Origin of the sequence: Nocardia sp. NBC_01388, from assembly GCF_045040085.1 — a bacterium.
GTDB lineage: Bacteria > Actinomycetota > Actinomycetes > Mycobacteriales > Mycobacteriaceae > Nocardia.
In genome coordinates, this window is record NZ_CP109553.1 from 455843 (window position 1) to 479464 (window position 23622).

21 protein-coding genes are annotated in these 23622 nt (G+C 67.4%); 11 read left to right on the plus strand and 10 right to left on the minus strand.

The genetic code is table 11. The features are described from left to right. The first annotated feature begins 39 nt into the window (after positions 1-39). Positions 40-681 (plus strand): class I SAM-dependent methyltransferase, encoded by a 642-nt coding sequence (locus OG716_RS02140; RefSeq protein ID WP_405136021.1) that lies wholly within the window; start codon positions 40-42, stop codon positions 679-681. 972 nt (positions 682-1653) lie between these two features. Here OG716_RS02140 and OG716_RS02145 read toward each other — a convergent pair. The 3 genes from OG716_RS02145 to OG716_RS02155 all read right to left on the minus strand — a co-directional run bounded on the left by OG716_RS02145 (position 1654) and on the right by OG716_RS02155 (position 5452). Next, positions 1654-3162 carry a DUF222 domain-containing protein gene (locus OG716_RS02145; protein ID WP_405136022.1) on the minus strand — a complete coding sequence of 503 codons (1509 nt, stop codon included), beginning with the start codon at positions 3160-3162 and terminating at the stop codon, positions 1654-1656. Between the two features lie 129 nt (positions 3163-3291). Beyond that, the gene (gene rffA, locus OG716_RS02150; protein WP_405136023.1) at positions 3292-4431 is read right to left on the minus strand and encodes a dTDP-4-amino-4,6-dideoxygalactose transaminase; all 1140 of its coding nucleotides are present in this window, start codon (positions 4429-4431) and stop codon (positions 3292-3294) included. Next, positions 4421-5452, minus strand: a complete 1032-nt coding sequence (locus OG716_RS02155; RefSeq protein WP_405136024.1) for a glycosyltransferase — start codon at positions 5450-5452, stop codon at positions 4421-4423. Before OG716_RS02155 ends, rffA begins: the two co-directional genes overlap by 11 nt. A gap of 368 nt (positions 5453-5820) precedes the next feature. On the opposite strand from OG716_RS02155, the gene OG716_RS02160 reads away from it, so the two are divergent. The 4 genes from OG716_RS02160 to OG716_RS02175 all read left to right on the plus strand — a co-directional run bounded on the left by OG716_RS02160 (position 5821) and on the right by OG716_RS02175 (position 10657). Then, positions 5821-8013, plus strand: a complete 2193-nt coding sequence (locus OG716_RS02160) for a hypothetical protein (protein WP_405139460.1) — start codon at positions 5821-5823, stop codon at positions 8011-8013. A gap of 224 nt (positions 8014-8237) precedes the next feature. Next, a complete protein-coding gene (locus OG716_RS02165) occupies positions 8238-8771 on the plus strand; it encodes a GtrA family protein (RefSeq protein WP_405136025.1) in 534 nt (177 codons plus the stop codon). A 10-nt stretch (positions 8772-8781) separates the two neighbouring features. Then, positions 8782-9003, plus strand: coding sequence for a Trm112 family protein (locus OG716_RS02170; protein WP_405136026.1), 222 nt, complete (start codon positions 8782-8784; stop codon positions 9001-9003). A gap of 181 nt (positions 9004-9184) precedes the next feature. Further along, positions 9185-10657, plus strand: a complete 1473-nt coding sequence (locus OG716_RS02175) for a hypothetical protein (RefSeq protein ID WP_405136027.1) — start codon at positions 9185-9187, stop codon at positions 10655-10657. On the opposite strand, the gene OG716_RS02180 is transcribed toward OG716_RS02175, so the two are convergent. From OG716_RS02180 to OG716_RS02190, 3 genes are read right to left on the minus strand one after another with little or no spacing between them, the layout of a single operon-like run. After that, entirely contained in the window at positions 10638-11240 is a 603-nt protein-coding gene (locus OG716_RS02180) for a TetR family transcriptional regulator (RefSeq protein ID WP_405136028.1), read from the minus strand. The genes OG716_RS02175 and OG716_RS02180 overlap by 20 nt on opposite strands. Then, complete coding sequence (locus tag OG716_RS02185) at positions 11237-12025, minus strand: ABC transporter permease (RefSeq protein ID WP_327140754.1); 789 nt, start codon at positions 12023-12025, stop codon at positions 11237-11239. Before OG716_RS02185 ends, OG716_RS02180 begins: the two co-directional genes overlap by 4 nt. Continuing rightward, positions 12022-12753 carry an ABC transporter ATP-binding protein gene (locus OG716_RS02190; RefSeq protein WP_405136029.1) on the minus strand — a complete coding sequence of 244 codons (732 nt, stop codon included), beginning with the start codon at positions 12751-12753 and terminating at the stop codon, positions 12022-12024. The genes OG716_RS02185 and OG716_RS02190 overlap by 4 nt, the downstream gene beginning before the upstream one ends. 188 nt (positions 12754-12941) lie before the next feature. Here OG716_RS02190 and OG716_RS02195 point away from each other — a divergent pair, with 188 nt between their 5' ends. Together OG716_RS02195 and OG716_RS02200 are read left to right on the plus strand one after the other, a co-directional pair. Beyond that, positions 12942-14132 (plus strand): low temperature requirement protein A, encoded by a 1191-nt coding sequence (locus tag OG716_RS02195; RefSeq protein ID WP_405136030.1) that lies wholly within the window; start codon positions 12942-12944, stop codon positions 14130-14132. 106 nt (positions 14133-14238) lie between these two features. After that, positions 14239-15294, plus strand: coding sequence for an NAD-dependent epimerase/dehydratase family protein (locus tag OG716_RS02200; protein WP_405139462.1), 1056 nt, complete (start codon positions 14239-14241; stop codon positions 15292-15294). A 165-nt stretch (positions 15295-15459) separates the two neighbouring features. Here the strand turns inward: OG716_RS02200 and OG716_RS02205 are convergent, their stop codons facing one another. Genes OG716_RS02205 through OG716_RS02215 form a run of 3 tightly spaced genes read right to left on the minus strand, consistent with a single transcriptional unit; the run spans position 15460 to position 19134 of the window. Continuing rightward, entirely contained in the window at positions 15460-16494 is a 1035-nt protein-coding gene (locus tag OG716_RS02205) for a sensor histidine kinase (RefSeq protein ID WP_405136031.1), read from the minus strand. Further along, positions 16484-17179: a response regulator transcription factor gene (locus OG716_RS02210; protein ID WP_405136032.1), complete on the minus strand. Its 696-nt coding sequence runs from the start codon at positions 17177-17179 to the stop codon at positions 16484-16486. Before OG716_RS02210 ends, OG716_RS02205 begins: the two co-directional genes overlap by 11 nt. 5 nt (positions 17180-17184) lie before the next feature. Beyond that, positions 17185-19134: a hypothetical protein gene (locus tag OG716_RS02215; protein WP_405136033.1), complete on the minus strand. Its 1950-nt coding sequence runs from the start codon at positions 19132-19134 to the stop codon at positions 17185-17187. A 144-nt stretch (positions 19135-19278) separates the two neighbouring features. Between OG716_RS02215 and OG716_RS02220 the strand changes: the two genes are divergently transcribed. The 4 genes from OG716_RS02220 to OG716_RS02235 all read left to right on the plus strand — a co-directional run bounded on the left by OG716_RS02220 (position 19279) and on the right by OG716_RS02235 (position 22737). Then, a complete protein-coding gene (locus tag OG716_RS02220; protein ID WP_405136034.1) occupies positions 19279-19944 on the plus strand; it encodes a glycosyltransferase family 2 protein in 666 nt (221 codons plus the stop codon). Then, the gene (locus OG716_RS02225) at positions 19941-20621 is read left to right on the plus strand and encodes a DUF2064 domain-containing protein (RefSeq protein WP_405136035.1); all 681 of its coding nucleotides are present in this window, start codon (positions 19941-19943) and stop codon (positions 20619-20621) included. Before OG716_RS02220 ends, OG716_RS02225 begins: the two co-directional genes overlap by 4 nt. A 167-nt stretch (positions 20622-20788) precedes the next feature. Then, on the plus strand, positions 20789-22339 hold the full coding sequence (locus OG716_RS02230; RefSeq protein ID WP_405136036.1) for a molybdopterin-dependent oxidoreductase: 1551 nt from the start codon (positions 20789-20791) through the stop codon (positions 22337-22339). Further along, a complete protein-coding gene (locus OG716_RS02235; RefSeq protein WP_405136037.1) occupies positions 22336-22737 on the plus strand; it encodes a hypothetical protein in 402 nt (133 codons plus the stop codon). The genes OG716_RS02230 and OG716_RS02235 overlap by 4 nt, the downstream gene beginning before the upstream one ends. 12 nt (positions 22738-22749) lie before the next feature. On the opposite strand, the gene OG716_RS02240 is transcribed toward OG716_RS02235, so the two are convergent. Further along, positions 22750-23469, minus strand: a complete 720-nt coding sequence (locus OG716_RS02240) for a DsbA family oxidoreductase (protein ID WP_405136038.1) — start codon at positions 23467-23469, stop codon at positions 22750-22752. Positions 23470-23622 lie beyond the last annotated feature (153 nt).

Genomic DNA, 23622 nt, shown 5'->3' on the forward strand with positions numbered 1-23622 from the left:
TTCCAGTCTCCGGACTGTGCAGTCGGTACGATCGGTGAGGTGAATCCCCTCGCAGCGCGCGTGTTGTCCACTGTCGCCGGTCAGCTCGGCAATCCACACGGATTGCTGGGGAAGGGGACCGCGGTGCTGCTCAATCGCACCAATCGGTTTCTGATCGCTGAGGCAGTGCGGGCGGCGGCGCCAGAGGTAGGGGAGACCGTCGCCGATATCGGGTTCGGCGGAGGTGTGGGGATTTCACTGCTGCTCGAGCAGGTGGGCCCGACCGGGAATGTGCACGGAATCGAGATCTCGCCGGACATGCTGACCCGGGCCAGGTCCGGGTTCTCGACTCAGATCGCGGCCGGACGGTTGAGGGTGGATGAAGGCTCACTGACCGCGCTCCCACTGGACGACGCAAGCCTGGACGCCGCCATCACCGTCAACACCATCTACTTCGTCCCCGAACTGGACCAGGTCTGCGCAGAACTCGCCCGAGTCCTGCGCCCACACGGCAAGGCCGTAATCGGCATAGGCGACCCGGAAGCAATGGCTCGAATGCCCTTCACCCAGTACGGTTTCCGCCTCCGCCCGGCCAAAGAAGTGATAGCAGCACTAGAAGCCTCCGGCCTCGCAGTAGAAGACCGACCCATAGACCACAAACCAATCCCAGGCCACCTCCTGATCGCCCAAGCCAAGGGCTGACCCCCCAAACCATATTCGCGCCCTTCATCTTTGGTCTCGAGTCCTTGTCTTTCGTGTTTTGTTCTCGAGAACGGGACCACAGCCGGTCGACTCGGCTGGTACCGCAGGTATTCGTCCTAACTGCGGGAGGTCAACCGGGTACGGCTCCCCACGTGCCCAGCACGGCCATCTCGGGCTTTGCCCGCACCCCGTGCTGATCAACCCTGTCCGGGAGGCAGGCAACCCAGGTGCACCGGCGGTTTCGGTATAGAGGCCGTCGGTGCACCTGGGTTGCCTGCGCCGAGGGGCGGTGGTGGGTTTCTGGGTGCGGGCAGGGCCCGAGATGGCCGTGCTGGTGGCGCCGGGGTGGGGTACCCGGTTGACCTTCCGGGCCGAGGAGATACCTGCGGTACCAGCGGGGTCGACCGGCTGTGGTCCGGTTTCACAGACACAACACGAAAAGGCAAGAGCCGAAACGACAAAGGGCGAAAGACAAGGACGCCTGGAAACAAGGAATCGAAGAACAAGAACCCGGAAGGCCACGTCGGGCAACGGCGTGCAGCAGGAGCGGGAATCAGGCCGACAGGGGGCAGCGGCAACGACAACGGCAGCGGCAACGGCAGCGGCAGCGGCAACGGCAGCGGCAGCGACAACGGCAGCGGCAGCGACAACGGCAGCGGCAGCGACAACGGCAGCGGCAGCGACAACGGCAGCGGCAGCGACAACGGCAGCGGCAGCGGCAGCGGCAGCGGCAGGGGCAGCAGCAGCGGCAGGGAAGACTCGCGGTCTGGTGGTGTGGTCCGGTGGGCGGGCAGATTCGGTGGTGGCCCTCGGTGGTGTTGCCGCCCTGCGGGTACGCGTCCGGGGCGGGGAAACCTGTTGTCGCGGTGGGGTTGTCATTGTTCGGCGAGCGAACCGGCCTGAAAGCCGATGCGGCAACGACCTCCAGCACCGACAGGAACAACCTGCCGGTGACACCAGAGGCGGGGGAACCTATTGTCGCGGTGGGGGTGTGACGGCCCGGCCGAGCACCCGGTACCGCACCGGTGACAATCCCGAGGCACGACACACCCTGCGAGGCCGCAGCGACGGCGGAACCTCGGTCAACAACTCCCCCGGGTGATGCAGGTGATTGACCCGCGGCGTCCGCGACGGATCCACATGCGCCGGAGCGATCCACGCCGTCCGGCCCGGAAAATCCGAATCCGCACCGAGTTTGATGGTTTTCCACCCGCGTGGCCCGTCTTTGACCAGGGCGTGGCAGTGATCACACGCCAAGGTCAGGTTTTCGATATCGGTGGGGCCGCCCTTGCTGAACTCGGTCACATGATGGGCCGCGGCCATACTCGCCGGAGCCGAGCACCCCGGGCGGGTGCACCCGCGTTCGGTGGCGATCAACGCCAACCGTTGTGCCGGGTTCGCCAACCGGATTTCCCCGATATGCAACGGCATCCCGTTCTTGTTCTTCACGAGCACGAACGTCTTGCAGTGGCGGGCCATCAACCGGAGGGCGTTCTCGACCGGGACCTGCCCACCGGTGGCGGTGGTGGCCACCCCCGCAGCGCGTTCGACATCCTCGATGCTCATGGTCATGATCGTGGAGACCGGCAGCCCACGATGGGATCCCAGCTTGGCGGGGTTGAAGTCCGGGTGCAACACCGCCAGCAACGCATCGTGCTGGCGTTGGGCCTTGCTGCGCTCGTCCCGGGCCGCGCACGCCTCCAGCACATCCCGGGGCACCGGGTTGTCCTCGTCCTCGGCCCACGGGCTTTCCTTGTCGGCCGGGTTGCACATACCGGGACGGGCCAGCTTGGCCATGACAGCATCGAATGCCGCACGGGCGTCGGGGGTGAGTTCGACGGTGAGGGTGGACATCAGGTCGTAGCGTTGCGGGCTCAGAACCGCACTGCGCTGGTTCTGCCGATCAGCGTCCTCGGTGAGCTTGCCGTCCGGGTCCAGGAAACCCAGGATCATCTCCCCGATCCTCGGCAGATGTGTCGGGTCCAGGGCGCGCGCCTGGAAGGCGAGTTGCTTCTCGGCGTAGGCGCGGGCTTCGGGCGCGACCTTGCCCGGCAACCGGTTCATGACCTGCCGGATCACCCGCACATGATCGAGGGAGATCGCCCCCTCGTCGAGGGCTTGGGCGGCGTTCGGCAGCACCGGGGCCGGGTCGGGCTCGTCACCGACCCGGTGCCACACCGCGAGATCCTCAGCGGCACGCCACCGGTTGATCGCATCCCCGTGCGAGATATGCAGGACCGATTGCAAATACAACGCCGGGCTACCGGAACCGTTGAGAGCGGGCAATGACCGGGCGCAGGCTTGCACGATCAGATCCCGTTGCACCGACGCCAACCGGCGAGTGCAGGTTTCGATCTGCTGCATCAACGCCACAATGTCGGTGTCCGGCACCGGAATCAACGACAGGTTGGTGAGGGATTCGACCGCAGCGACCAGTGCTGATGCACCGGTCGCGATTGCGGATTCTCCCCCTGATTCCATGCCTTTATTCTACTCCCGGAAAACAGACCCGGAAAGGCGAATTCTGTTGTGATATAAGGCTATTCAGAATACTCGGGTTTTATCTTTCAGCTCTTCTTGTCCAGGCTTCTTTGTCTTTGTTCTCTACCCTCAGACGGTGAAGCTGGCTACGCCTTCGACAACCCGCGCAATCTGCTCTTCTGTGAGCCCAGGCCAAAGCGGCAGGCGCACAATGGTTCCGGAGAATTCCGCGCTGCGGACGCATGGTGTCGGGGTGCGTCCGAGCTTCAGTCCGGCCGGGCTGGAATCCAGGGGGATGTAGTGGAATGGGGCTGAGATGCCCTGGGCGCCCAGGTGTTTGATGAGGTCGTCGCGGCGCGCTTCGGTGGGTACGCGGAGGTAGTACAGGTGGGCGGTGTGATCGCGGTCCTCGGGGACCGTCATCAGCCGGACGTCGTTGCGGCCCGCCCACTCCGGAAGTGCGGCGGCGTACGAGTTCCATACCCGGTGCCGATTGGCCTGAATGATGTCGAACTCCGACAATTGCGCATCCAGCACCGCCGCATTGAGCTCACTCGGCAGATAGCTCGACCCGATGTCCTGCCACGAATACTTGTCCACCGCGCCCCGCAGGAATCGCGCTCGGTCGGTCCCCTTCTCCCGCACGATTTCCGCACGCGCCATGAGGATTTCATCGGTGAGCAAAAGCGCCCCACCCTCACCGCAGTGCACATTCTTCGTATCGTGGAAACTCAGCGCGCCCACGGTGCCGATAGTCCCCAGCGGCCGGCCGCGCCAATGCCCCCCGAGCCCGTGCGCATTGTCTTCGATGAGCGCAACGCCATGCGCGTCCGCGAGCGCCTGCAACCCTTCCATATCCGCCGCCACACCGCCGTAGTGAATGATCACCACGGCCTTGGTGCGCGGGGTGATGGCCGCGGCCACCGACTCCGGATCCAGGTTGCCGGTTTCGAGATCGATATCGGCGAAAACGACTGTCGCCCCGCGCAATGCCATGGACGTCGCCGTCGAGGTGAAGGCGAAGCTCGGGACGATCACCTCGTCGTCGGGCCCGAGTTCCAGTAGCAGCCCGGCCATTTCGAGCGCATGCGTGCACGAGGTGGTCAGCAGCGCGTACGGCGCGGAGGTGATATCGCGCAGCTTCGCGGTGGCCGCCGCGGTGAACGGGCCGTCGCCGTGGCTGTGATCGGAGGACAGCACGGCCTCCACATTCGCCAATTCGCGCGTGGCGCGGAACGGACGGCTGAAGATGATGCGGTCAGTGCTCACCCGGGTCGATCCCCCTCGTTCCTGCGTTGCTGTACTGGAAATCCTGTGCCGAAACCGGTTGCGCCGGGCGCGGCGTCGGCGAATCTACCGTCAAATACAGCGGTTTGCCCACGAGCACGTGTAGCGCCACACCCAGATACTCGGCGATCAGGCCGAGTGAGAACAGCAGCGCACCGGACACCAGCAGCAGCACCGTCATGAGCGAGGCCCAGCCCTGCGGATCGTCGCCGCTGTCGGTGAGCGCGTGATAGACCACCCACGCCGCCATCACGCCGCCCGCGAGCGCCAGCGTCACGCCCAGCATGCTCACCAGCCGCAGGCCGCGAGTTCCGCTGCACAGCACCATTTTCCAGAACAGCGAGAACAACCGCCGGTAGTTGTACCCGGACTCCTCGCGGCCCTCGGCGCGCAAGTGCACCGGCACCTGCGCCACATCGCTCACCACCCAGGTGAGCGCCACATCCAGATACACGCCGTTCGACGCCACCTGTGCCAGCTGCCGCGCGATATCGCCGCGAATCAGCCGATAGCTCTCGAACCGGGTGGAATCGGGGAAGGCGAACAGGGTCGCCAGCACGATCTTCGCGCCGCGCGAGGTGATATTGCGCAGGAAGCCGTGCGGCCGGGTATTGACCGGTTTGGAGTACACCAGATCGGCGCGCTCGCGCATCGCCGCGTCCAGGAATTCACCGATGAACGCCGGATCGTGCTGTCCGTCCTCGTCCATGGTGACGGTCCAGTCGCCGCCCGCGGCCGCCATGCCCGCGATGGTCGCCGCGTCCTGCCCGAAATTGCGGCTCATCCAGACCACGCGCACCTGCGGGTAGGACTGCTCGAGTTCCTGCAGCACCACATCGGAGCGATCCGGGCCGTGATCGTGCACCAGGATGATCTCGTCCACCTGAAACTTCGCACCGGCGGGCGTGGTGACCGTCCCGCTCAATTTGTCGAGTTCGGTGACGAGCGCCGCGATGGTGTCCTCGCCGCGGTACACCGGTACGACCACGGACACGGCATGCACCCGCGCTCGTCCCGGGGGACCGGCGGTGACGCTCGCGTCGGTACGGGGCCGAGGGGTGTGTGCGGGGGGAATCGGCATCAGCTGAATCGACTTTCGATGACGGTGCGCGCCGGTACTTCACGCCGAACGACAGAGCCCGAGCCGCGCTGAACTCTAACACGGTGCGGGTAGCAGCTTTCGGGGCAGCGGATGATCACCACAACATCATTGCCGCACAGCCTGATGCCAGCCAACGCGACGCCCTGTAGGGTCTGGAACTCGTGGTGGAAAGTGCATTTTCGACGGTGGCGGAGACCACCGGACCCGTGCCGCAGGAGCGCTCGGCCAGGCGCGAGGCGTACCGCTGGGGCTTCGTCACCGCGATCGGTGTGACGCTCGGATACATAGCGGTGCTGCTCGCCAACGCCCGCCACTTCTACACCGATGACACCGAATCCCAATACAGCGGACTATGGGTGTTCTTCGGTCGCGCCTTCCGCAACGGCGACTTCCCGCTGCTGCGCCCGGAGCAGTGGATGTCCGGCAACTACACCAATGAGGAGGCGGGGCTTTTCAACCCGCCGCAGCTGCTGATCGATCTGATCGCGCCCTCGGTGCCGAACCTCGCGGTCTACGCGACCATCGTCAAGATGATCTTCGCGATCATCGCCGGACTCGGCGTGTACCGAGTGTGCCTGGCCTACAACAGTCGCCCGCAGTGGGCGGCGGTGGCGGGCGTCGCCTTCCCGTTCACCGGCTTCTTCCTGTTCTTCGACGAGGCCAGCTGGTTCACCGCGATGACGGGCACCGCGTGGATGATTCACGCGTGGGCCTCCTCGGTCCGCTATGCGCGCGGCAAGGGCGGGCCCATCCCGGTCTTCGTCTTCCTGTACCTGGCCATCTCGGTGCAGTACGTGTTCCCGGCGGTCGAATCGGCGATCATGCTGGTCGCCGTCGCGGTCGGTGAACTGGTGTGGCGCGGCCGCGCCTCCTGGATGCCGCTCGCGCGCCTGACCGCGGCCGCCACCTGTGCGGGCGCGGCGGGTCTGATCACCTTCCTGCCCAGCATGCTGTCGGCCCAGGTGAGCTGGCGTGGCAATTCGCAGATCAATAACGACCAGTTCCTGACGGTGCCGTGGTCGGAATCGCTGAATGCCAGCCTGCCGAGCACGCTGCCGGCGTTCAACTCGTGGTGGGGCTATGTGCAGCCGCTGCCCATGGTCTACATCGCCTGGTTCCTGATCCCGGCGCTGGCCTTCGTGGATTGGCATGCCGCCCGCGCGCAGTGGAAGCAGTTCACCTCGCTCGCGCTGTTCGCGATCATCATGCTCATGTGGACCGCCGGGCCCGGCACCATCGGACCGCTGCGCTGGCCCGCCCGCGTCCTGCCCATGCTGGCGCTGGGACTGCTGGTGCTGGTGTGCGTCCTGCTCGGCCGCTTCGGCACCGTGCGCGGCTGGCGCAATCGCACCATCGCGGCGGGTGTGCTGATCCTGGCGCTGTGGGTGCGCACCTTCTCCGCCGATCCGCACGATGTGCTGTGGCATGTGCTCTCGGCGGTCGTGGTGGCGCTGCTCGGCGCGGCCGTGGTGTGGCTGGCCCGCACCCGGGGCGTCTCGGCCGCAGTGGCGCTGACCATTGTCGCCATGTTCCCGATCGCCTACTTCCAGGTGGCGGGCGTGCAGCCCACGCCGATGTCGTGGAACCTGCCCGCGAACCGGGAGGAGGCCAAGGCCGCATTCCCGAAGTTCCAGGGCGGCACCACACTTCAGCTCGGAGATCGCGGCCTGCTGCAGCCCGCGGACAAGAGCCTCGAGGGTGCGTACGGGTCGCTGGTCTGGGGCAACTACGCCAAGGACCTGGAGCAGAACTACGTCAATGGCTATACGCCCAACGGCTACTTCTACTTCGGCGAAATGCTCTGCATGATCTGGGACGGCGGCGTCTGCCCCGACTCGTACCGCCGCATGTTCACCCCCGAGCCGACCACCGGCCGCACCCTCGCCGATCTCATGCTGATCGACCGAATCGTGCTGCAGAAGGCCATGTTCCCGGACGCCGGCAATCAGCCCGCGCCGCACGGCTGGCATTTTGTGGAAGCGCCCGGGCACGAGAAGTACATCTGGGTCCTGGAACGCGACAACGGCTTGATCTCTACCGTCAACGGGCGTATCGGTGATGCCCGCAATGTGGACGCGACCTCGATTTCGGAGACCGACGCCACCAGCAAGGTGCGCGTCTCATCGCAGACCGGCGGGCGCATCGTCTTCGCCCGGCTCGGCTGGCCGGGCTACCGGGTCACCCTGAACGGCAAGAGCATCCCGTTCACCACGGTCGCGAAGTCCTTTGTGGCCGTGGATATCCCGGCGGGCACGTCCAATGCCGAACTCGACCTCACCTGGCGTCCGCCGGGCTGGAAGATCGGAATCGGCGCGGCCGCCCTCGGTCTCGTGGGCCTCGGCGTCCTGGAATGGCTCTACCTCCGCACGCGTCGCCGCGGTGACGACGGCGGCGAGGATACCGGCCTGCCGGACCTGGTTGATCCGGACCCGAAACGCGAACTCGTAGACTCGATTTCGTGACCACCACCGACGGCTCGATAACCGCCTCCGGAACCGCCGTGCCCGACGGGCCGGACGGGGATGCCGGGCACGGCCGGGGCATCGTGCCGAACGGCAGGGCGACTTCGCCGGACGGCGCTGTAACGAGGCCAGGCGGCGCTGTAACGAGGCCGGACGGCGCTGTAACGAGGCCGGACGGCGCTGTAACGAGGCCGGACGGCGCTGTAACGAGGCCAGGCGGCGCTGTGACGCGGCCGGTCCGCGATGTGACGCCGGCGGGCACCGAAATCGATTCGGGGCAGCCCGCTGTGGGTGAGCCGGACAGTGCTCCGGCCGGGCCGCTGCTGCGCCTGGTGCGGCGGCAAGAGGTCGCCTTCGCCCTGGTCGGCGGGCTGAACACGCTCATGGGCATGGTGCTCACCATCGTCTGGCTGACCGTGCTCGAGGGCGTGGTCTCCAAGGATGTGGCCGCGGCGCTCTCGGTGGCGCTGGCCTATGCCGTCGGCATGGTGGTGGCCTTCGTCATGCATCGCACCCTGGTCTTCCGGGTGCGCGGGCACCTCATGCGAGACTTCGTGGCCTTCGTCGGCGTGAACCTGGTCGGCATGGTGCTGAATATGGCGCTCCTGCAATTCGCCGTCTCGGTCCTGCACACGCCGAGCAAGCCCGCCGCCGTCATGGTCATGGGCCTGGTCGCCTTCGGCAGTTTCTTCGGACATCGGCACATTTCGTTCCGTCGCAGCCCCCACGATGCGGAGCTCACCCCGGCGGACCGGTAGGTTGTCGATCATGTCGGAGGAAACCCTGGACGCCACCCTGCTCACCCTGCTCGCCTGCCCCCAGGACAAGGGCCCCTTGCAGCTGGTCCGAGACGACCAGGGCGCGACGGTGCTCTACAACCCCCGCCTGCACCGCGCCTACCCGATCGACAACGGCATCCCCGTCCTGCTCGCCGACGAGGCCCGCGACGTCAGCGACGAAGAGCACCTCACCCTCATCGCCCAGGGCTGAGCCTCCGCTCAGCCCGGCTGGGCCGCACGGGATGGCATACGGTGCGCCGGTGAGCACTTTCCCGCTGTCGGCTCCGGGTTCAGTCGTTTTGCCTTGTCAGGCTGAATTCTGCGGCCGGACAAGGGGATCGGTGACCGACTTGCGCCGCGCCGGGACGCGGCCGATGGCATAGTCTGCGGCGGTGAGCACTTTTCCGTCGCCCGGTTCGTATCCGAGTCCGTATGGCCCCGGCGGATATTCGAACAATCAGCCGCCGTGGGTACAGGGTCCACCCGGCGGAGTTCCGAATGCTCCTGTCGGCGGACGCGCTGCGGACCGGGTGACCGCAGGTCTGCTCGGGTTCGCGGCGGTGCTGTTCGTCGTCGCGTCGTTTCTGACGCTGATGACATTCGAAAACACCTCCGGCAACGTCAACGGCCTCCCGGCTGCGTTTTCGTTCACCACCCAATGGCGGCCATGGGAATATCGGAGCTCGTTTCCGCTGGATTCCGGCCCCGGTTCTTCCGGGCAGGTGCTCGGTATCGGATTGGTGCTCGCGGCTGTCGTAGCCGTAGTGGCGGCAGGGCTGCTGCTCGCGGGCCTCGGGACGCGAAGTCGGAGGGTGCGAGTTTTCGGCGCAGCGGCAGCGGGGTTGGCCGCCGGAGTCAGCCTGACACTGATATTCGAGGTTGGTTCGCAGCCGATGATCGCGGACGGTCCACACTGTACGTTCGGACCGGCATTCTGGATGCTCATCGCGACTTTTCTGGTGTCCCTCGGCGCACTTGCGGGTTTGTTCAATGCGCTTGCCGCAACACCTTCCGGCCCCGCACCGCAGTGGGACGCCCAGGGGCGGGCGCTGAAGCCGCGACCGTCGGGTCTGGATGTGGCCGCAGGTCTGCTGTCGATGCTTTTCGCGGTGATGCTGATGGCCGGTTCCTTCTTGAAATTGATCGGCGGTCTCGACGTGACCACCTGGTGGTTGATGGACAGCACGCAATTGCAGGGCGTGCCACTGGCCATTTCGGCCGTCACCGCGGTCATTGCCGCGATCGTTTTGTTCACCGGTAGGACCAGGCTCGGCAGGCCGCTGGCATCCGTAGGCGCCGCACTGGGTTTCGCCTCCGGCGGGATATTGGTCCTGGAGGTGGTGGACCAGGAGATGCTGTACAACACAGTCACGTTGGGTGGGTTCGGAGCTGGCTTCTGGCTGCTGGTAGCAGGTGGATTGGTTGCACTCGTGGCCCTGGTATCGACGGTGCTCGCGACTTCGGCCGGTCCTCGTGCCGACACTCCCTACGGTGCTGTCCCGCAACCGAATCCACAATGGATGCCGCAGGGAGGCTATACACCTGGCGTGGCTCAACAAGCCGGATTCACTCCTCCGCCAGGAGGGTTCGTGCCGGTCGGGCCGTCGCAGGGAGGTGTGCCACCGCAGGGTTGGGGTGTGCCGCAGCAGCCGCCGCGGGGCGAATATGCGCCCGGCGTGCCTCAACAAGCTGGATTCACGCCTCTGCCGGGAGGGTTCGTGCCGGGTGGGCCGGCAGCGGGAGGTGTGCCGCCACAAGGTTGGGGTGTGCCGGGCAGCCCGCAGCCGGGTTGGGGTGCGCCGCCGCAGCAACAGGGCTGGAGTACACCTCCGCCACAGGGTCCGGCTACGGAAGATCGCCGGTGAAGTAGCGCTGCAGGGTGGGGCCTACGAGGGCGGCGAGTTCGTCGACCGGCATGGAGGCGATGGGCTCGATGCGGAGCAGCTTGCGGGTGACCATCAGGCCGGCGAGCTGGGAGGCGGCCAGGACCGAGCGCTTGGCGCCGGTGCCGGGGGGTGAATCCACCTTGGGGCGAATCTCTTTGAGGACGATGTCCAGGATGAAGGTGCGTGCCAGCGCGGGGTCCGTGCTGCCCAGCTGGCTGCGGAAGGCGGCGATGGCGGGGGTGCCGATGGGGGAGTCCCAGAGGCCGACAACGGCCCGGACTATGGTCTCGCCCAATTGATCCAGTGGTGTGGCGGCGAGCTGTTCCAGCACCACCTGCGGGTCGAAGGGCAATTCCAGTGCCGCGGCGAACAATTCCCGTTTGGTGCCGTAATAGTGGTGCACCAGTGCGGGATCCACGCTCGCGGCGGTGGCGATGGATCGGATCGAGGCCTGCTCGAATCCCACCTCGGCGAACCGCACCCGGGCGGCGTCGAGAATCGCCTCCCGGGTGCTGGACTGGCCGGGCCGCCGGCCGGTGCGGGCATTGCCGCCGTCGCTCATGCGGTGCGCCGTCGCAGGGTCGCCGCACCGAGACCCAGTGCGACAGCTGCGAATCCGGCGACCACCGCGAGATCTCGCCACATCAGACCGGTGACGCCGGTGTGCGCGGACACCTGCTGCAGCGCGTCCACCGCATAGCTGAGCGGCAGCACATTGCTCACGGCCTCCAGCCAGCCGGGCAATTGCCCGCGCGGTACCAGCAGCCCGCACAGGAAGAATTGCGGCAGCACGATCACGGGCATGAACTGTACGGCCTGGAATTCGGTGCGCGCGAACGCACTTGCCAGCAGTCCCAGTGATACACCGAGCACCGCGTCGACCACCGCGATGAGTACCACCAGGAACGGACTACCGGCGGCCTGCAGATCCAACAGCCAGAACGCCACCCCGCAGGCGATCGCGGCCTGTGCTCCCGCCGCGATGGAGAAGGCGGTGCCGTAGCCGGCCAGCAGATCCAGCTTCGACAATGGCGTGGTCATCAGTCGCTCGAGCGTGCCCGAAACCCGTTCGCGCTGCATGGCAATGGCGGTGATGAGGAACATGACCACGAACGGCAGTACCCCGAGCATGGTGATTCCGACCCGGTCGAACAGTCGCGGTGCGCCCGGCATGACCGAGTAGTTCTTGTACACGAAGTACAGCAGCGTCATGAGCAGTGCGGGCACCAGCAGAATCATGGCCACGGTGCGGGGGTCCGCGCGCAGCTGGCGCAGAATGCGCACGGTGGTGGCGATGTAGCAGCGCAGCGGTTTCGGCCCGGCCGGGCGCGACAGGGTGGCGGTCACGACTTCTCTCCCATTCGGATCAGCGCGAGAAAGGCGTTCTCCAGGCTGGATTCGCCGGTGTCGGCGCGTAATTCGTCCGGACTGAGCTGCGCCAGCAGCCGGCCCTCGCGCATGAGCAGCAGTCGATCGCAGTGCTCGGCCTCGTCCATGACGTGACTGGAGACGATCAGTGTGCGGCCCTGCTTCGCCAGCGCGTGGAACTGCGTCCACAGATCGGCGCGCAGCACCGGGTCCAGCCCGACGGTCGGCTCGTCGAGGACGAGCAGTTCCGGATCCGAGACCAGCGCACACGCCAGCGATACCCGGGTCCGCTGCCCGCCGGACAGCTGATTGCCCCGATTTCCGGCATGCTCGCTGAGCCCGACCGCCGCAATAGCGGCTTCGACCTCGGCGGCCGAACATCCGTACATCGCACCGAAATACGAGACATTGTCGGCGACGGACAGATCGTCGTAGATGCTCGGTGCCTGAGTCACATAACCGACGCGCCGCCGCAGCGCGGGTGATCCGGCTTCGTCGCCGAGCACCCGCACGGTACCGGCCGCGGTGAGCTGGGTGCCGACCATGCAGCGCATGAGCGTGGTCTTCCCGCAGCCCGAGGGCCCGAGCAGTCCGGTAATGCTGCCCTGCGGCACGGTCAGCGAAATGTCTTGCAGTACTTGGCGTCCGCCGCGATCCACCCGCAGGTGCTCGATGGCTATGGCGGGCGATGAGCTCGGTGCCGTCACGGTCACCCTCAATTCATCGAGTGTTGAATTCACTACGTGATGAATTGTGCGCCGCGGTGCACCGGAGCGCAAGGCCCGCGCCCGGACCGGCCGTAGGCACGGCGGTTTCGGTGCGCAGGTGATGTACTTCCGATCGAACAGGCTGGTCGGAATGTCAGGAGGGGCGTTCCACCCCTACGCTCTGCTGCGTGAACAGTGAAAATCCCGGTGCCGTGGAGGATGTCGCCGAGGGCGGCCAACTACGGGCCTCCACCCTGGAATTGTTCTTCGACCTCGTCTTCGTCTTCACCATCACGCAGCTGACGCATGCCTTCACCCACCATCCGGGGTGGGCGGCGCTCGGTCAGGTGGCGCTCATGTTCGGCGTCATCTGGTGGATGTACGCCGGATATGTCTGGCTCACCAATGAGGTGGCCCCCGACAGCTCCGCTCGCCGCACCTGGCTGCTCATCGGAATGTTCGGATTCTTCGTGCTGGCACTGTCGATTCCGGGCGCGTTCACCGGGTCGGGGCTGGCATTCGGGCTCGCGTACGCGCTGATCACCGTCGTGCACGCCCTGATGTTCGCGACCTCGGGCACGGACGGCGCGGCCGGGATTCGGCGGATCGGCCCGTTCAACGCGCTCTCGGCGGGCCTGGTGCTGGCGGGCGGATGCATTCACGGCTGGCCGCGCTATCTGCTGTGGTCGCTGGCGCTCGCGGTGCAGATCCTCTCGCCGTATCTGGTGCACGGCGGCGGATTCGTGGTGCGGGTCAGCCACTTCTGCGAGCGGCACGGCCTGGTCATTATCGTGGCACTGGGCGAATCCGTGGTGGCTATCGGCACCGGACTTGCGGGACAGGACATTACGGTCGGGATGGTCGCCACCGTCGCCCTCGGCCTGACCCTGGTCTACGTGCTGTGGTGGGCGTTCTTCGGCCTCGATGACGAACGCGGTGAACACGCCCTCGGCGCGCTGCCCACGGCGGAGCGCACCCAGGCCGCCGTCGCGGGCTACGACTACGCCTTCTACCTGCTGCTGGTCGGCATTATTCTGACCGCCGCCGGAATCAGCATGACCATCGCGCACGGTCACGAAGCGGCGAGCAAGGCCGCCGCGCTGGCACTTTCGGGTGGTGTGGCGCTGTACTTCGTCGGGCAGGCATTCTTCCGGCAGGTGCTGGGACTGCCGCGCCCGTGGGTGCGGCTCATCGCCGCCGTGGCGGTCATGGCGACCGCGCCGATCGGCATGGCCTGGGTGGCTTGGGGGCAGCTCATCGTGCTGGTGGCGGTCGGTTACGGGTTTGTCATCGCCGACGATCTGATGAGCATTCGCGAGGGCGGGGCGGGCAAATACCTGAGCCGCTCCACCCTCATCGCGCGCCGCCCGCGAGAGTGACCAAACGCTGACGAATCCGCGGCACGCCGGACGCGAAGGGGCATAACGGCCCCGTCGCGTCCAGAATCGACGGCATGACCTGGAACCATATCGGGAAGGCATGACCATGCGGGTATTGCTGACGGGCGCAGCCGGTTTCATCGGATCGCATATTCACCGCGCGCTGGCGGACGCCGGGCACGAGGTGATCGCCCTGGATCTCATGCTCCCGGCCGCACACGGTGCCGCCGCCACTCCGCCGCCGGGCGTGCACCAGGTGGATGTGCGCGATCCGGAGGGGTTGGACGCGCATCTGCACGGGATCGATGCCGTCTGCCATCAGGCCGCCGTGGTCGGCGCGGGGGTGAGTGCTCAGGACGCCCCCGCGTACGCCGCCCACAATGATCTCGGCACCGCCGTCCTGCTCGCCGCCATGGACCGGGCGCACTGCCGTCATCTGGTGCTCGCCTCCTCCATGGTGGTCTACGGTGAGGGCCGATACCGCGGCGCCGCAACCGATTTCGTACCCGGACCGCGTGCCCGGACCGATCTGGATCGCGGGGTCTTCGACCACCGCGCACCGTCCGGCGAGCCTCTGGACTGGACTCCGATCGATGAGGACGCGCCCCTGCGCCCGCGCAGCCTGTACGCCGCCAGCAAGGTCGCGCAGGAGCATTATGCCCTCGCCTGGGCCACCGCGACCGACTCGACCGTCACCGCACTGCGCTACCACAATGTCTACGGCGACGATATGCCCAGGGACACACCGTATTCCGGCGTAGCCGCCATCTTCCGCTCGGCGCTGGAGGCCGGCGAACCCCCGCGCGTCTTCGAAGACGGCTGTCAGGCCCGGGATTTCGTGCACGTCCGCGATATCGCCGCCGCCAATGTGGCAGCCCTGGAACGCCCCCTCGACAGCTTCACCACCCTCAATGTCGCTTCGGGCCACCCCATCACCATCAACGAGGTAGCCACCGTCCTGGCCGCGGCCTGCGGCGGCAAAGCCCCGGTCGTCACGGGCGAATATCGCTCCGGCGATGTCCGCCACATCGTAGCCAGCCCGGAAAAAGCCAGGCGCATACTGGGATTCGCCGCGACCATCACCCCGGCCCGCGGCCTCACCGAATTCGCGACAGCACCCCTTCGCGCAGCCTCCGGCACCGGCGCCCCGACCTGGCGCTGATCACCCGCGCCAGGTCGGCGGCTGCTCACGCCGGGACCTCTCGCGCCAGGACCGGCCGCCCCTGCCGGATCATCGCATCGGCCGGAGCAAGCATCGACCAGGAACTGGTGGCGGGGCCTACTCGAACAATGCCGCCACCATTTCCTGGTGATCTTGATCGTTTCCCTAGTTGGCGTCGCCGGCGGTGAGGAGGGGGAGGCGGACTTGGAATCGGCAGCCCTGCTCGCGGTTTTCGGCGCTGATATCGCCATTGTGGGCTTCGACCAGGCCGGCGGCGATGGCCAGGCCCATACCGCTGCTGCTGCCGAGTTCGGCGGCGGCGGGGGAGCGGGCGGAGGTGCCGCGGTAGGCGACCTCGAAGATGCGGGGCAGGTCGGTGGGGGCGATGCCCGGACCGGTGTCCTCGACCCGGGCCCAGGCGTGGCCATCGTCGGTGCCGGTGGAAATGTCGATGCGCCCACCCGGCGGGGTGTGGGCGATGGCATTGGCGACCAGATTGGTGAGCACGCGGCTCAGCGCCTGGTCGCTGCCCGCCACTACGATCCGGTCACCGGGTTGATTGGCCGCCAGCGTGATTCGCGCGCGCATGGCGGTCGGCTGATTGGCGGCCAGCACCTCGTCGATGAGTTCGCGCAGATCCACCGGCTCCAGGGTGAGCCGCAGGGCGCCCGAGTTGATCTTCGACATCTCGAACAGATCGTCCACCATGGCGGAGAGCCGAGTGTTCTCGCGCACAATCTGATTCGCGTATCGCTCGATATCGGCGGGATTGTTCACCACCCCGTCGGCCAGTGCCTCGGCCATGGCGCGAATCCCCGCGAGGGGAGTCCGCAGATCATGGCTCACCCACGCCACCAGCTCGCGGCGCGATCGCTCCGCGGCCCGCTCCTGCTCCAGCATCTCCCGCTCCCACACCGTCGTTCGCGCCTGCGCCCGGCCCAGCAGAACGGCCGCGGGCACGGTCACCGCGGTGACCACACCGAGCACCACGGCGAAGCGCTCGAACTCGGCGGTGAACATGAGCCCACTGACCGCGACCACCCCGCTCAAGGTGGCCAGGGTCGGAATCAGCACCAGCACAGCCATACTCGTGGTCATCGTGCGATTGCGGAGATAGCGCAGCAGTACCGCGCCGAGCCCCACCACCGGCAGCGATGCGGCCAGCGCATACCCGATCAGTCCCGGCATATCAGTCGGCATGGTTGTCCTCCTCGGCATCGATGCGACCCCAGGCGTATCCCCGGCCCCATACGGTGTCGATGCGATGCGCCGCACCGAGTTTGGCCCGCAACCGCTTGATATGCACGGTCACCGTGGACTGATCGCCGAAACTCCAGCCCCACACCTGCGCGAGCAGCTCATCGCGGCTGAACACCCGGCGCTGATGGGCCAGCAGGAAGATCAGCAGATCGAATTCCCGGGCCGTCAGTTCGACCGGCGCGCCGTCGATGGTCACGACCCGCGCGGCCCGCCGCACCTCGACGCCCCCGCTGCGCAGCACCTCCTCCTCGACGACGGGCGGATTCGCGCGCCGCAGCACCGAGGCCACTCGCAGCGCCAACTCGCGCGGACTGAACGGCTTTGTCACGTAATCGTCCGCCCCGGCCTGCAATCCGATCACCCGGTCGTCCTCGTCGCCGAGTGCCGTCAGTAGAATGATCGGCGTCCCAGGCCGCGGCCCCGACCGCACCGCCCGGCACAGATCGATCCCGTCCGGCGGCGGCATCATCACATCCAGCACCGCCAGATCGATGTCATTGCGCGCCAGCACCGCGGCCGTCGCGGGCCCGTCCGCCGTCTCGACCACCTCGAGCCCGTCCCGCTCCAGATATCGCCGAACAACTTCCCGGACAACAGCATCGTCGTCGGCTACCAGAATGCGCATGACAGTCACCAATTCGTCAGAATGAAATGAACGAGCACCAGGGCGCCGGCCGCCTGCACCGCCAGCCACACCCGCACCCCGCGAGCAGGCAGCAGTGCGGCCCCGGCCAGCACCCACACATCGAACGGCAACCAAATCCGCTCCGTCTCAGCCTTACTCAACCCGCTGAGATCAGCCAGCAGCACCGCCAGCAACCCCGCCCCGGCGAGCAGCGCCACCGGATTCACCACGGCCTGCCAACGCCGCAACGCGGAAACCGCGCCCGCACGCGCTGCTCTGAAGATTGCCGGGGCAGTGGAGGGAGTCGTCTGCGATATGGCATTTGCCGGGGCCCGCATCGCCGGGGCCGTCGCGATGGCCGACCTCGATATCGGCGCCTCGACGATGGGGTCCGACCTGCGTGTCGCTGAGCCAGGCGCGATTTCCGGCGGGTGGATCACCCGACTGCCTACAGGTTCCGGCGACCAGGTTGCCGGGGCGCCGGCAGTTCCTGCGCCAGGCATCGAGGTCATGACGGTCGAGGGGAGCGATGTCAGCTGCGTCGGCGTCCGCCTGCCCGGGCGGTCCCAGAGCGCGCTGAGCCGCAGTCCGAGCGCGACGCGGTGCAGGGCCGCCATCGGTGCGAGCCCGGCCGCGCAGACCGTCGCCGCGAGGTTTGCCCACACCCAGTAGGAGAAGGGCCGCTCGCTGGCAATGCCCTGGTAATACCGTTGCACCACAAGGTGATAACCGTCCACCCACCAGAATCCGGCCACCTTGAACGCCGCGACGACCAGCAGCACACCTAACAGTGCAGGCACCGCGGGCCGCAACGTACGCGCCACAAGCACCGCCGCCGCGGGCACCGCCATCAAGACCAGCCCGTAACTCAGGAACATCCCGAACCCGAACAACACCCCGGCCGCCAGCGCGGTGAGCACCCATCGCGGTCGCTGCCGAGTCGCTATGGCCAGCAAGGCCACCGCCCACGCGGTCACCCCGGCAAAGAGCGCATCCGCCGACACCGCGATCCAAATGACGGCGGGAGCCAGCGCCAGGAACGGCATGACCGCCCGCGCCCGCAATTCCGCATCACTCGCGAATTCCCCTGCCGCTCGGCCGACTTCGCCCGCCGAGTGTCCGGCGTTCACAGCATCGGCGGCGCTGCTGCTTTCCTGGATCGAGTCATCGGCGCGGAGCCGGTCACCATCCCGGCCCACGAGGATGTCGAGGGCTGACTTGCCATTGCCTGGTCCACGGTCGGCCGAGTTGCTCTCATCGAGATTGCGGCCGTCCGAGTTGCCGCTGCTTGCGGCGGCAACTGTGCCGATAAGTCCGGAATCACCCAGGCGGGCAGCGTCTTTCGGTGCTCCCAGGGCCCGGATGGCGATCGGGACGGCCGCGGCTGCGCTGCAGCCGGCGAGGACGCAGAGCAGGGCGGCCCAGGCGCCGCCGTGCAGGCCGAGTCGGTCGAGGAGGACGAAGGTGAGCAGGGCGCCCGGGGGGTGGCCGGAGACATGGGTGGTCCAGGAGTCGGGCTGGAAATCGAGTATGCGGGCGGAGAATCCGCGCAGCATTGCCGGGATGTCGCGGACGCCGCCGACCTCGTGCAGATATTCGTCGCGGGTGGTGAGGCGGCCGGCGATACCGCGCTGCCAGCCGTCGACCATGGCGAGCGCGAAGGCCCAGGCGACGGCCGTCAGCCAGGTGAGCAGCAGGGCGCGCCGCCAGGGCAGGCGGTACGCCAGATCCGGTCCGTAGCGCACGACCAGTACGGCCAGCGCGATCGCCGGAACGGTTCCCCAGCCCACATGCGGTAGCCAATTTCCGAAGATCGGCGCGGCGCCGGCATAGAGATGTCCGCGCGCTCGTTCGCTGAGTATTCGCGGGACCAGGAAGGCAAGGGCCACGAGTGTCGCGGCCGCCGCCGCGCAGTACACATCGGCGCGCCGCGCGACACGGCGCGGTCGGGTCATGACAGGGGCTTTCCGCACGGATCCCAGACTAGGCCGCGTCACCCCCGCCTTTGCACCGGAATGCGGGTCGGTCCAGCTCTCGTCATACTTTTGTCACCGGTCGCTTCCGGTTCATTCGACCCGCGCGGCTCTACCGTCTTAGAGGTGACCGAATCCAAGGTTGAACGCGGAGTCACCGTCGTGATCCCGTGCAAGGACGAGGCAGGCGCACTGCCCGGCGTACTTTCGGCAATCCCCCGGGACTATCGGGTGATCGTGGTGGACAACGGATCCACCGATGCCACCGCCGCCGTGGCCCGGCTCGCCGGGGCGCACGTCATCGCCGAACCGGTGCCCGGCTACGGCAGCGCCGTGCAGGCCGGCGTGGCCGCGGCTCGCACCGAAGTGGTGGCCGTCCTCGACGGCGACGGCTCCATGGACCCGCGCGAACTACCGCTGCTGGTAGCCGAACTCGGACCCGACGTCGATATGGTCGTCGGCCGGCGCCGCCCGCATCGGGCCGGGGCCTGGCCCTGGCATGCCCGGCTCGGCAATCAGATCGTCGCCGCCCGCCTGCGCCGGCGCTACGGTCTCGCCGTCCACGATGTGGCCGCCATGCGCGTGGTGCACCGCGCCCGGCTGCTGGCTCTCGGCCCACTGCACCCGCGCTCGGGCTATCCGCTCGAATTGCTGGTGGCCGCCGCTCGTTCCGGTTGGCGACTTGTCGAACGCGACATCACCTATCGGCCGAGAACACATGGCGTATCGAAGGTTTCCGGTTCGTGGCGCGGAACTGTCCGGGCCGCCAAAGACTTCTGGAGTGTCCGATGACCATTCCCGCCACCCTGCTCATCGTCGCGAAAGCCCCCATCGCGGGTTTCGCCAAAACCCGCCTGACCCCGCCACTTCCACCCCGCGATGCCGCCCGGCTGGCAGCCGCCGCCCTACTCGACACGCTCGCCTCGGTGCGCTCCTGCGGATCCGAGGAGCGCGTGGTCGCCTGGACCGGCAACCTCGCCATGGCCGAAGAATCCGGCACGATCGCCGCCGCCCTGCGTGGCTTCACGGTAATCCAGCAGCGCGGCAACACCTTCGGCGAGCGACTGGCCAACGCGCACGCCGACGCCGCCCGCTTCGGACTGCCCGTCCTGCAGATCGGTATGGACACCCCGCAGGCCGGTCCCGAACTGCTTGCCCGCTCCGCCGCCCGGCTGGCGGCAACCGGTGACACCGTCCTCGGCCCCGCCGCCGACGGCGGCTGGTGGGCACTCGGACTGACCGACCCCCGCCCCGCGCGCCTACTCGTCGATGTCCCCATGTCCACCTCCCGCACCGGCGACCTCACCCGGGAAGCCCTGCGCCGCTGCGGTTATCGAGTGCACCGCCTGCCGGTGCTCACCGACGTGGACTGTTATTCCGACGCTCTGTCCGTCGCCGCCCAATCCACCGGCCGGTTCGCCGCCACCCTCGACCTCATCAACGCGGCCTCGACTCCCGCCCTGCTGTAACCCGTTCACCTCGGTGCCTCGCGTGCTCTCCGGCCTCGCTCAGGTGGGGCGGTGCGAACGGCCGCCCGGAGGTGGCCCCGTGAGCGCACCGGCACTTGCGGACCTGCGCCGTCTCGACCGGCATTAATTCATTGTGTGACAACAGATTACGAGTATTGGAGACGACAGTGTCGAAGACCCGGGGCGGCATCGCCCCGCTGGACCCGGAGCCGGAGCCGCCGGCTCTGCTCGTGCCTGCCCTGATCGCGTCGCAGGTGTCGGCCGGACGGGGTCCGGCGGTGGCGGCGCGGGTAGGCATCGCCCTGGGCATCTCCATCACACTGTGTTTCCTCACCGGGCTGATCAGCCACTGGATCCAACACCCGCCCACCTGGTTCTACTGGCCCGCACATCCGGTGTGGCTCTACCGCGTCACCCAGGGCACGCATGTGATCTCGGGCGTGATCGCCATCCCGCTGCTGCTGGTCAAACTCTGGGCGGTCTTCCCGAGACTGTTCAGCCGCCCACTCATCGGCAACCCCCTCCGCATGCTCGAACGCGGATCCATTGCGCTGCTGGTCGGTTCGGTCATCTTCCAACTGGTCACCGGCCTGTTCAACACCGCACAGTTCTACCCTTGGAAATTCTTCTTCACCACCACCCACTACGCCATGTCCTACGTAGCCGTCGGCGCCCTCGCCATCCACCTCGCGGTAAAACTCCCGATCATCCGCACGGCCCTGGCCCGCCCCCTGGCGAAACCGGCTGCAGTCTCGGACCCTGAGCTGGAATCTGCTGTTGAACAGGGTGATTCGACAGCAATGCGGCGTACGGAACCGCTCGATGCGGGGGAGCCGCAACAGGGGCAACCCGCAGTCTCGGAACGGACCTCGGCCCGGGTGCTGCCGGAGAATGCCGCCGCGTCGGACCACTCGGTCGCGATGCCACCGGACGTCGGTATCCCGCCCATGCCGGGGGCGGCGGCACCGACCGCCGAGCCTGTTGCTGGGCATAGTGATTCGGACCTGGTGCCGGAGCATGGAGGTTCTCGCGCGTCGGACAGTTCGCCCACATCGCCCGCTAGGACAACGGCATTGCCGGAATCGGCTGTTGTGCGGGGTGATTCGACGTCTGTCGCGCAGCCGGGTATTTCCCGGCGCGCTGTGCTGAGCGCCGCCGGGATCGCCGCCGCCGTCGCGGGACTTGCGGTGGCCGGGCAGACGATACCGTTCCTGCGGTGGGTGGCAGTGCTCTCGCCGAGGAGTGGCGAAGGGCCCCAGGGACTTCCAGTGAATCGCACGGCGGCAGCCGCCGGAGTGGGGGAGCGGGCGCAGGATTCGGCCTATCGGCTCATGGTCGATGTCGGCGGCGTGCGGCGTGCGTTCAGCCGCGCCGAGCTCGCGGCGCTGCCGCAGTCGGAGTCGACGCTGCCGATCGCGTGTGTCGAAGGCTGGAGTGCTTCGGCGCACTGGTCGGGTGTGCGGCTGCGCGATCTGCTCGCCGCCGTCGGTGAATACCGCAGCGGTGACGTGCGTTTCGAATCCTTGGAGTCCGGTGGCCTGTACCGCACCACGGTCCTCCCGCGGCGGCATGCGATCGACGCCTCCACCCTGGTCGCCCTCCGCGTCAATGGCGAGGAGCTGGACCTGGACCACGGCTACCCGTGCCGTCTCATCGCGCCGAATCGCCCCGGAGTCCTGCAAACCAAATGGCTTTCGACCATCGAGGTGCTGGCATGACAATCATCCGAGGACTGCTGGTCGTGCTCGGCCTGTGGCTGGGCTGGTACGGCATCAGCCTGCTGCTGCAGATGAACCCCACCGACCTGCGCTCGATCGCACTCTGGTTCGCGGGCGGAATCCTGCTGCACGACGGGGTATTCGCACCGCTCGCGGCAACCCTGGGCGTGGCCGCCCGCCGGGTGCTCCCCGAATCCTGGTGGGCCCCAGTGGCATGCGGTGCGGTCTGCACCGTGACACTGCTACTCATCGCAGTCCCGGTGATCGGCCGAGAAGGAGCCCTTCCCAACCCGACCATCCTGGACCGCAACTACATCCTGGGTCTCGCGGTGGCGGTAGCAGTGGTCTGGGTGCTGGTTCTGGTGGCGCTACGCCGAACCCGCACCACGCACCCCTGACCCGCGACTACCTCAATTGCGTTCGGGCAGAGCGCAACCATCCGGACCGCACACGTCACCCTCGGCAACCGTCTGCAGTACCGGGGCGCGATCGGTCCACGCCTGCCGCAGCGCCTGCTCGAACACCTCGGACGGCTGCGCGCCCGACACCCCGTACTTGCGATCGATCACGAAGAACGGCACACCGCGGGCACCCAGCGCCGCGGCCTCGGCCTCATCGGCGCGCACCGCCTCGGCGTACGCGGTGGAATCATCGAGCACCGCGCGCACCCCGGCCTCGTCGAATCCGGCGCCCACCGCGACGCGCACCAGCCGCTCGGCATCGCCGAACAGCGGCGCGTCCTCGGCGAAGTTGGCCGCGTACAACGCATTCAGCATTGCCTCCTGTCGCCCCTGGGCCAGGGCGAAGTGCAGCAGCCGGTGCATATCGAAGCTGCTGCCGAAATCACGCCCCTCGATCTGATAGGTCAGCCCCATCGCCTCGGCCTGAGCGCCGATACCGCGCTCATTGGCGGCGGCCTGCTCTTCGCTGATGCCGTACTTCTCCGCGATATGCGGTACCACGGCGTCACTGTGGTCGTGCGGCAGCGTCGGATCCAGTTCGAAGGACCGGTGCACCACCTCGACGCTGTCGCGATGCGGGAACGCCTGCAGCGCCTCCTCGAATCGCGCCTTGCCCAAGTAGCAGAACGGGCAGTTGATATCGGTCCAGATCTCGACCTGTACGGCCATCACACCTCACTCGAAGACGGAAATTCGCAGGCCGGAGACCCGGCCATCGCCAGTTCCAACCCGGAACGCGGACCGAAGATTCCGCTGTGACCGGCGTCACCCGCACCGGGTGTCACGTTCCGCGGCCCTGGTTTGTCCCATAGCCGAACCACC

Bases quoted from the DNA above. Each gene is read 5' to 3' on its own strand.
- OG716_RS02145 (WP_405136022.1), bottom strand. From the start codon at position 3,162: ATGGAATCAGGGGGAGAATCCGCAATCGCGACCGGTGCATCAGCACTG.
- OG716_RS02170 (WP_405136026.1), top strand. From the start codon at position 8,782: ATGTCGGAGGAAACCCTGGACGCCACCCTGCTCACCCTGCTCGCCTGC.
- OG716_RS02180 (WP_405136028.1), bottom strand. From the start codon at position 11,240: ATGAGCGACGGCGGCAATGCCCGCACCGGCCGGCGGCCCGGCCAGTCC.
- OG716_RS02200 (WP_405139462.1), top strand. From the start codon at position 14,239: ATGCGGGTATTGCTGACGGGCGCAGCCGGTTTCATCGGATCGCATATT.
- OG716_RS02205 (WP_405136031.1), bottom strand. From the start codon at position 16,494: ATGCCGACTGATATGCCGGGACTGATCGGGTATGCGCTGGCCGCATCG.
- OG716_RS02210 (WP_405136032.1), bottom strand. From the start codon at position 17,179: ATGCGCATTCTGGTAGCCGACGACGATGCTGTTGTCCGGGAAGTTGTT.
- OG716_RS02215 (WP_405136033.1), bottom strand. From the start codon at position 19,134: ATGACCCGACCGCGCCGTGTCGCGCGGCGCGCCGATGTGTACTGCGCG.
- OG716_RS02225 (WP_405136035.1), top strand. From the start codon at position 19,941: ATGACCATTCCCGCCACCCTGCTCATCGTCGCGAAAGCCCCCATCGCG.
- OG716_RS02235 (WP_405136037.1), top strand. From the start codon at position 22,336: ATGACAATCATCCGAGGACTGCTGGTCGTGCTCGGCCTGTGGCTGGGC.
- OG716_RS02240 (WP_405136038.1), bottom strand. From the start codon at position 23,469: ATGGCCGTACAGGTCGAGATCTGGACCGATATCAACTGCCCGTTCTGC.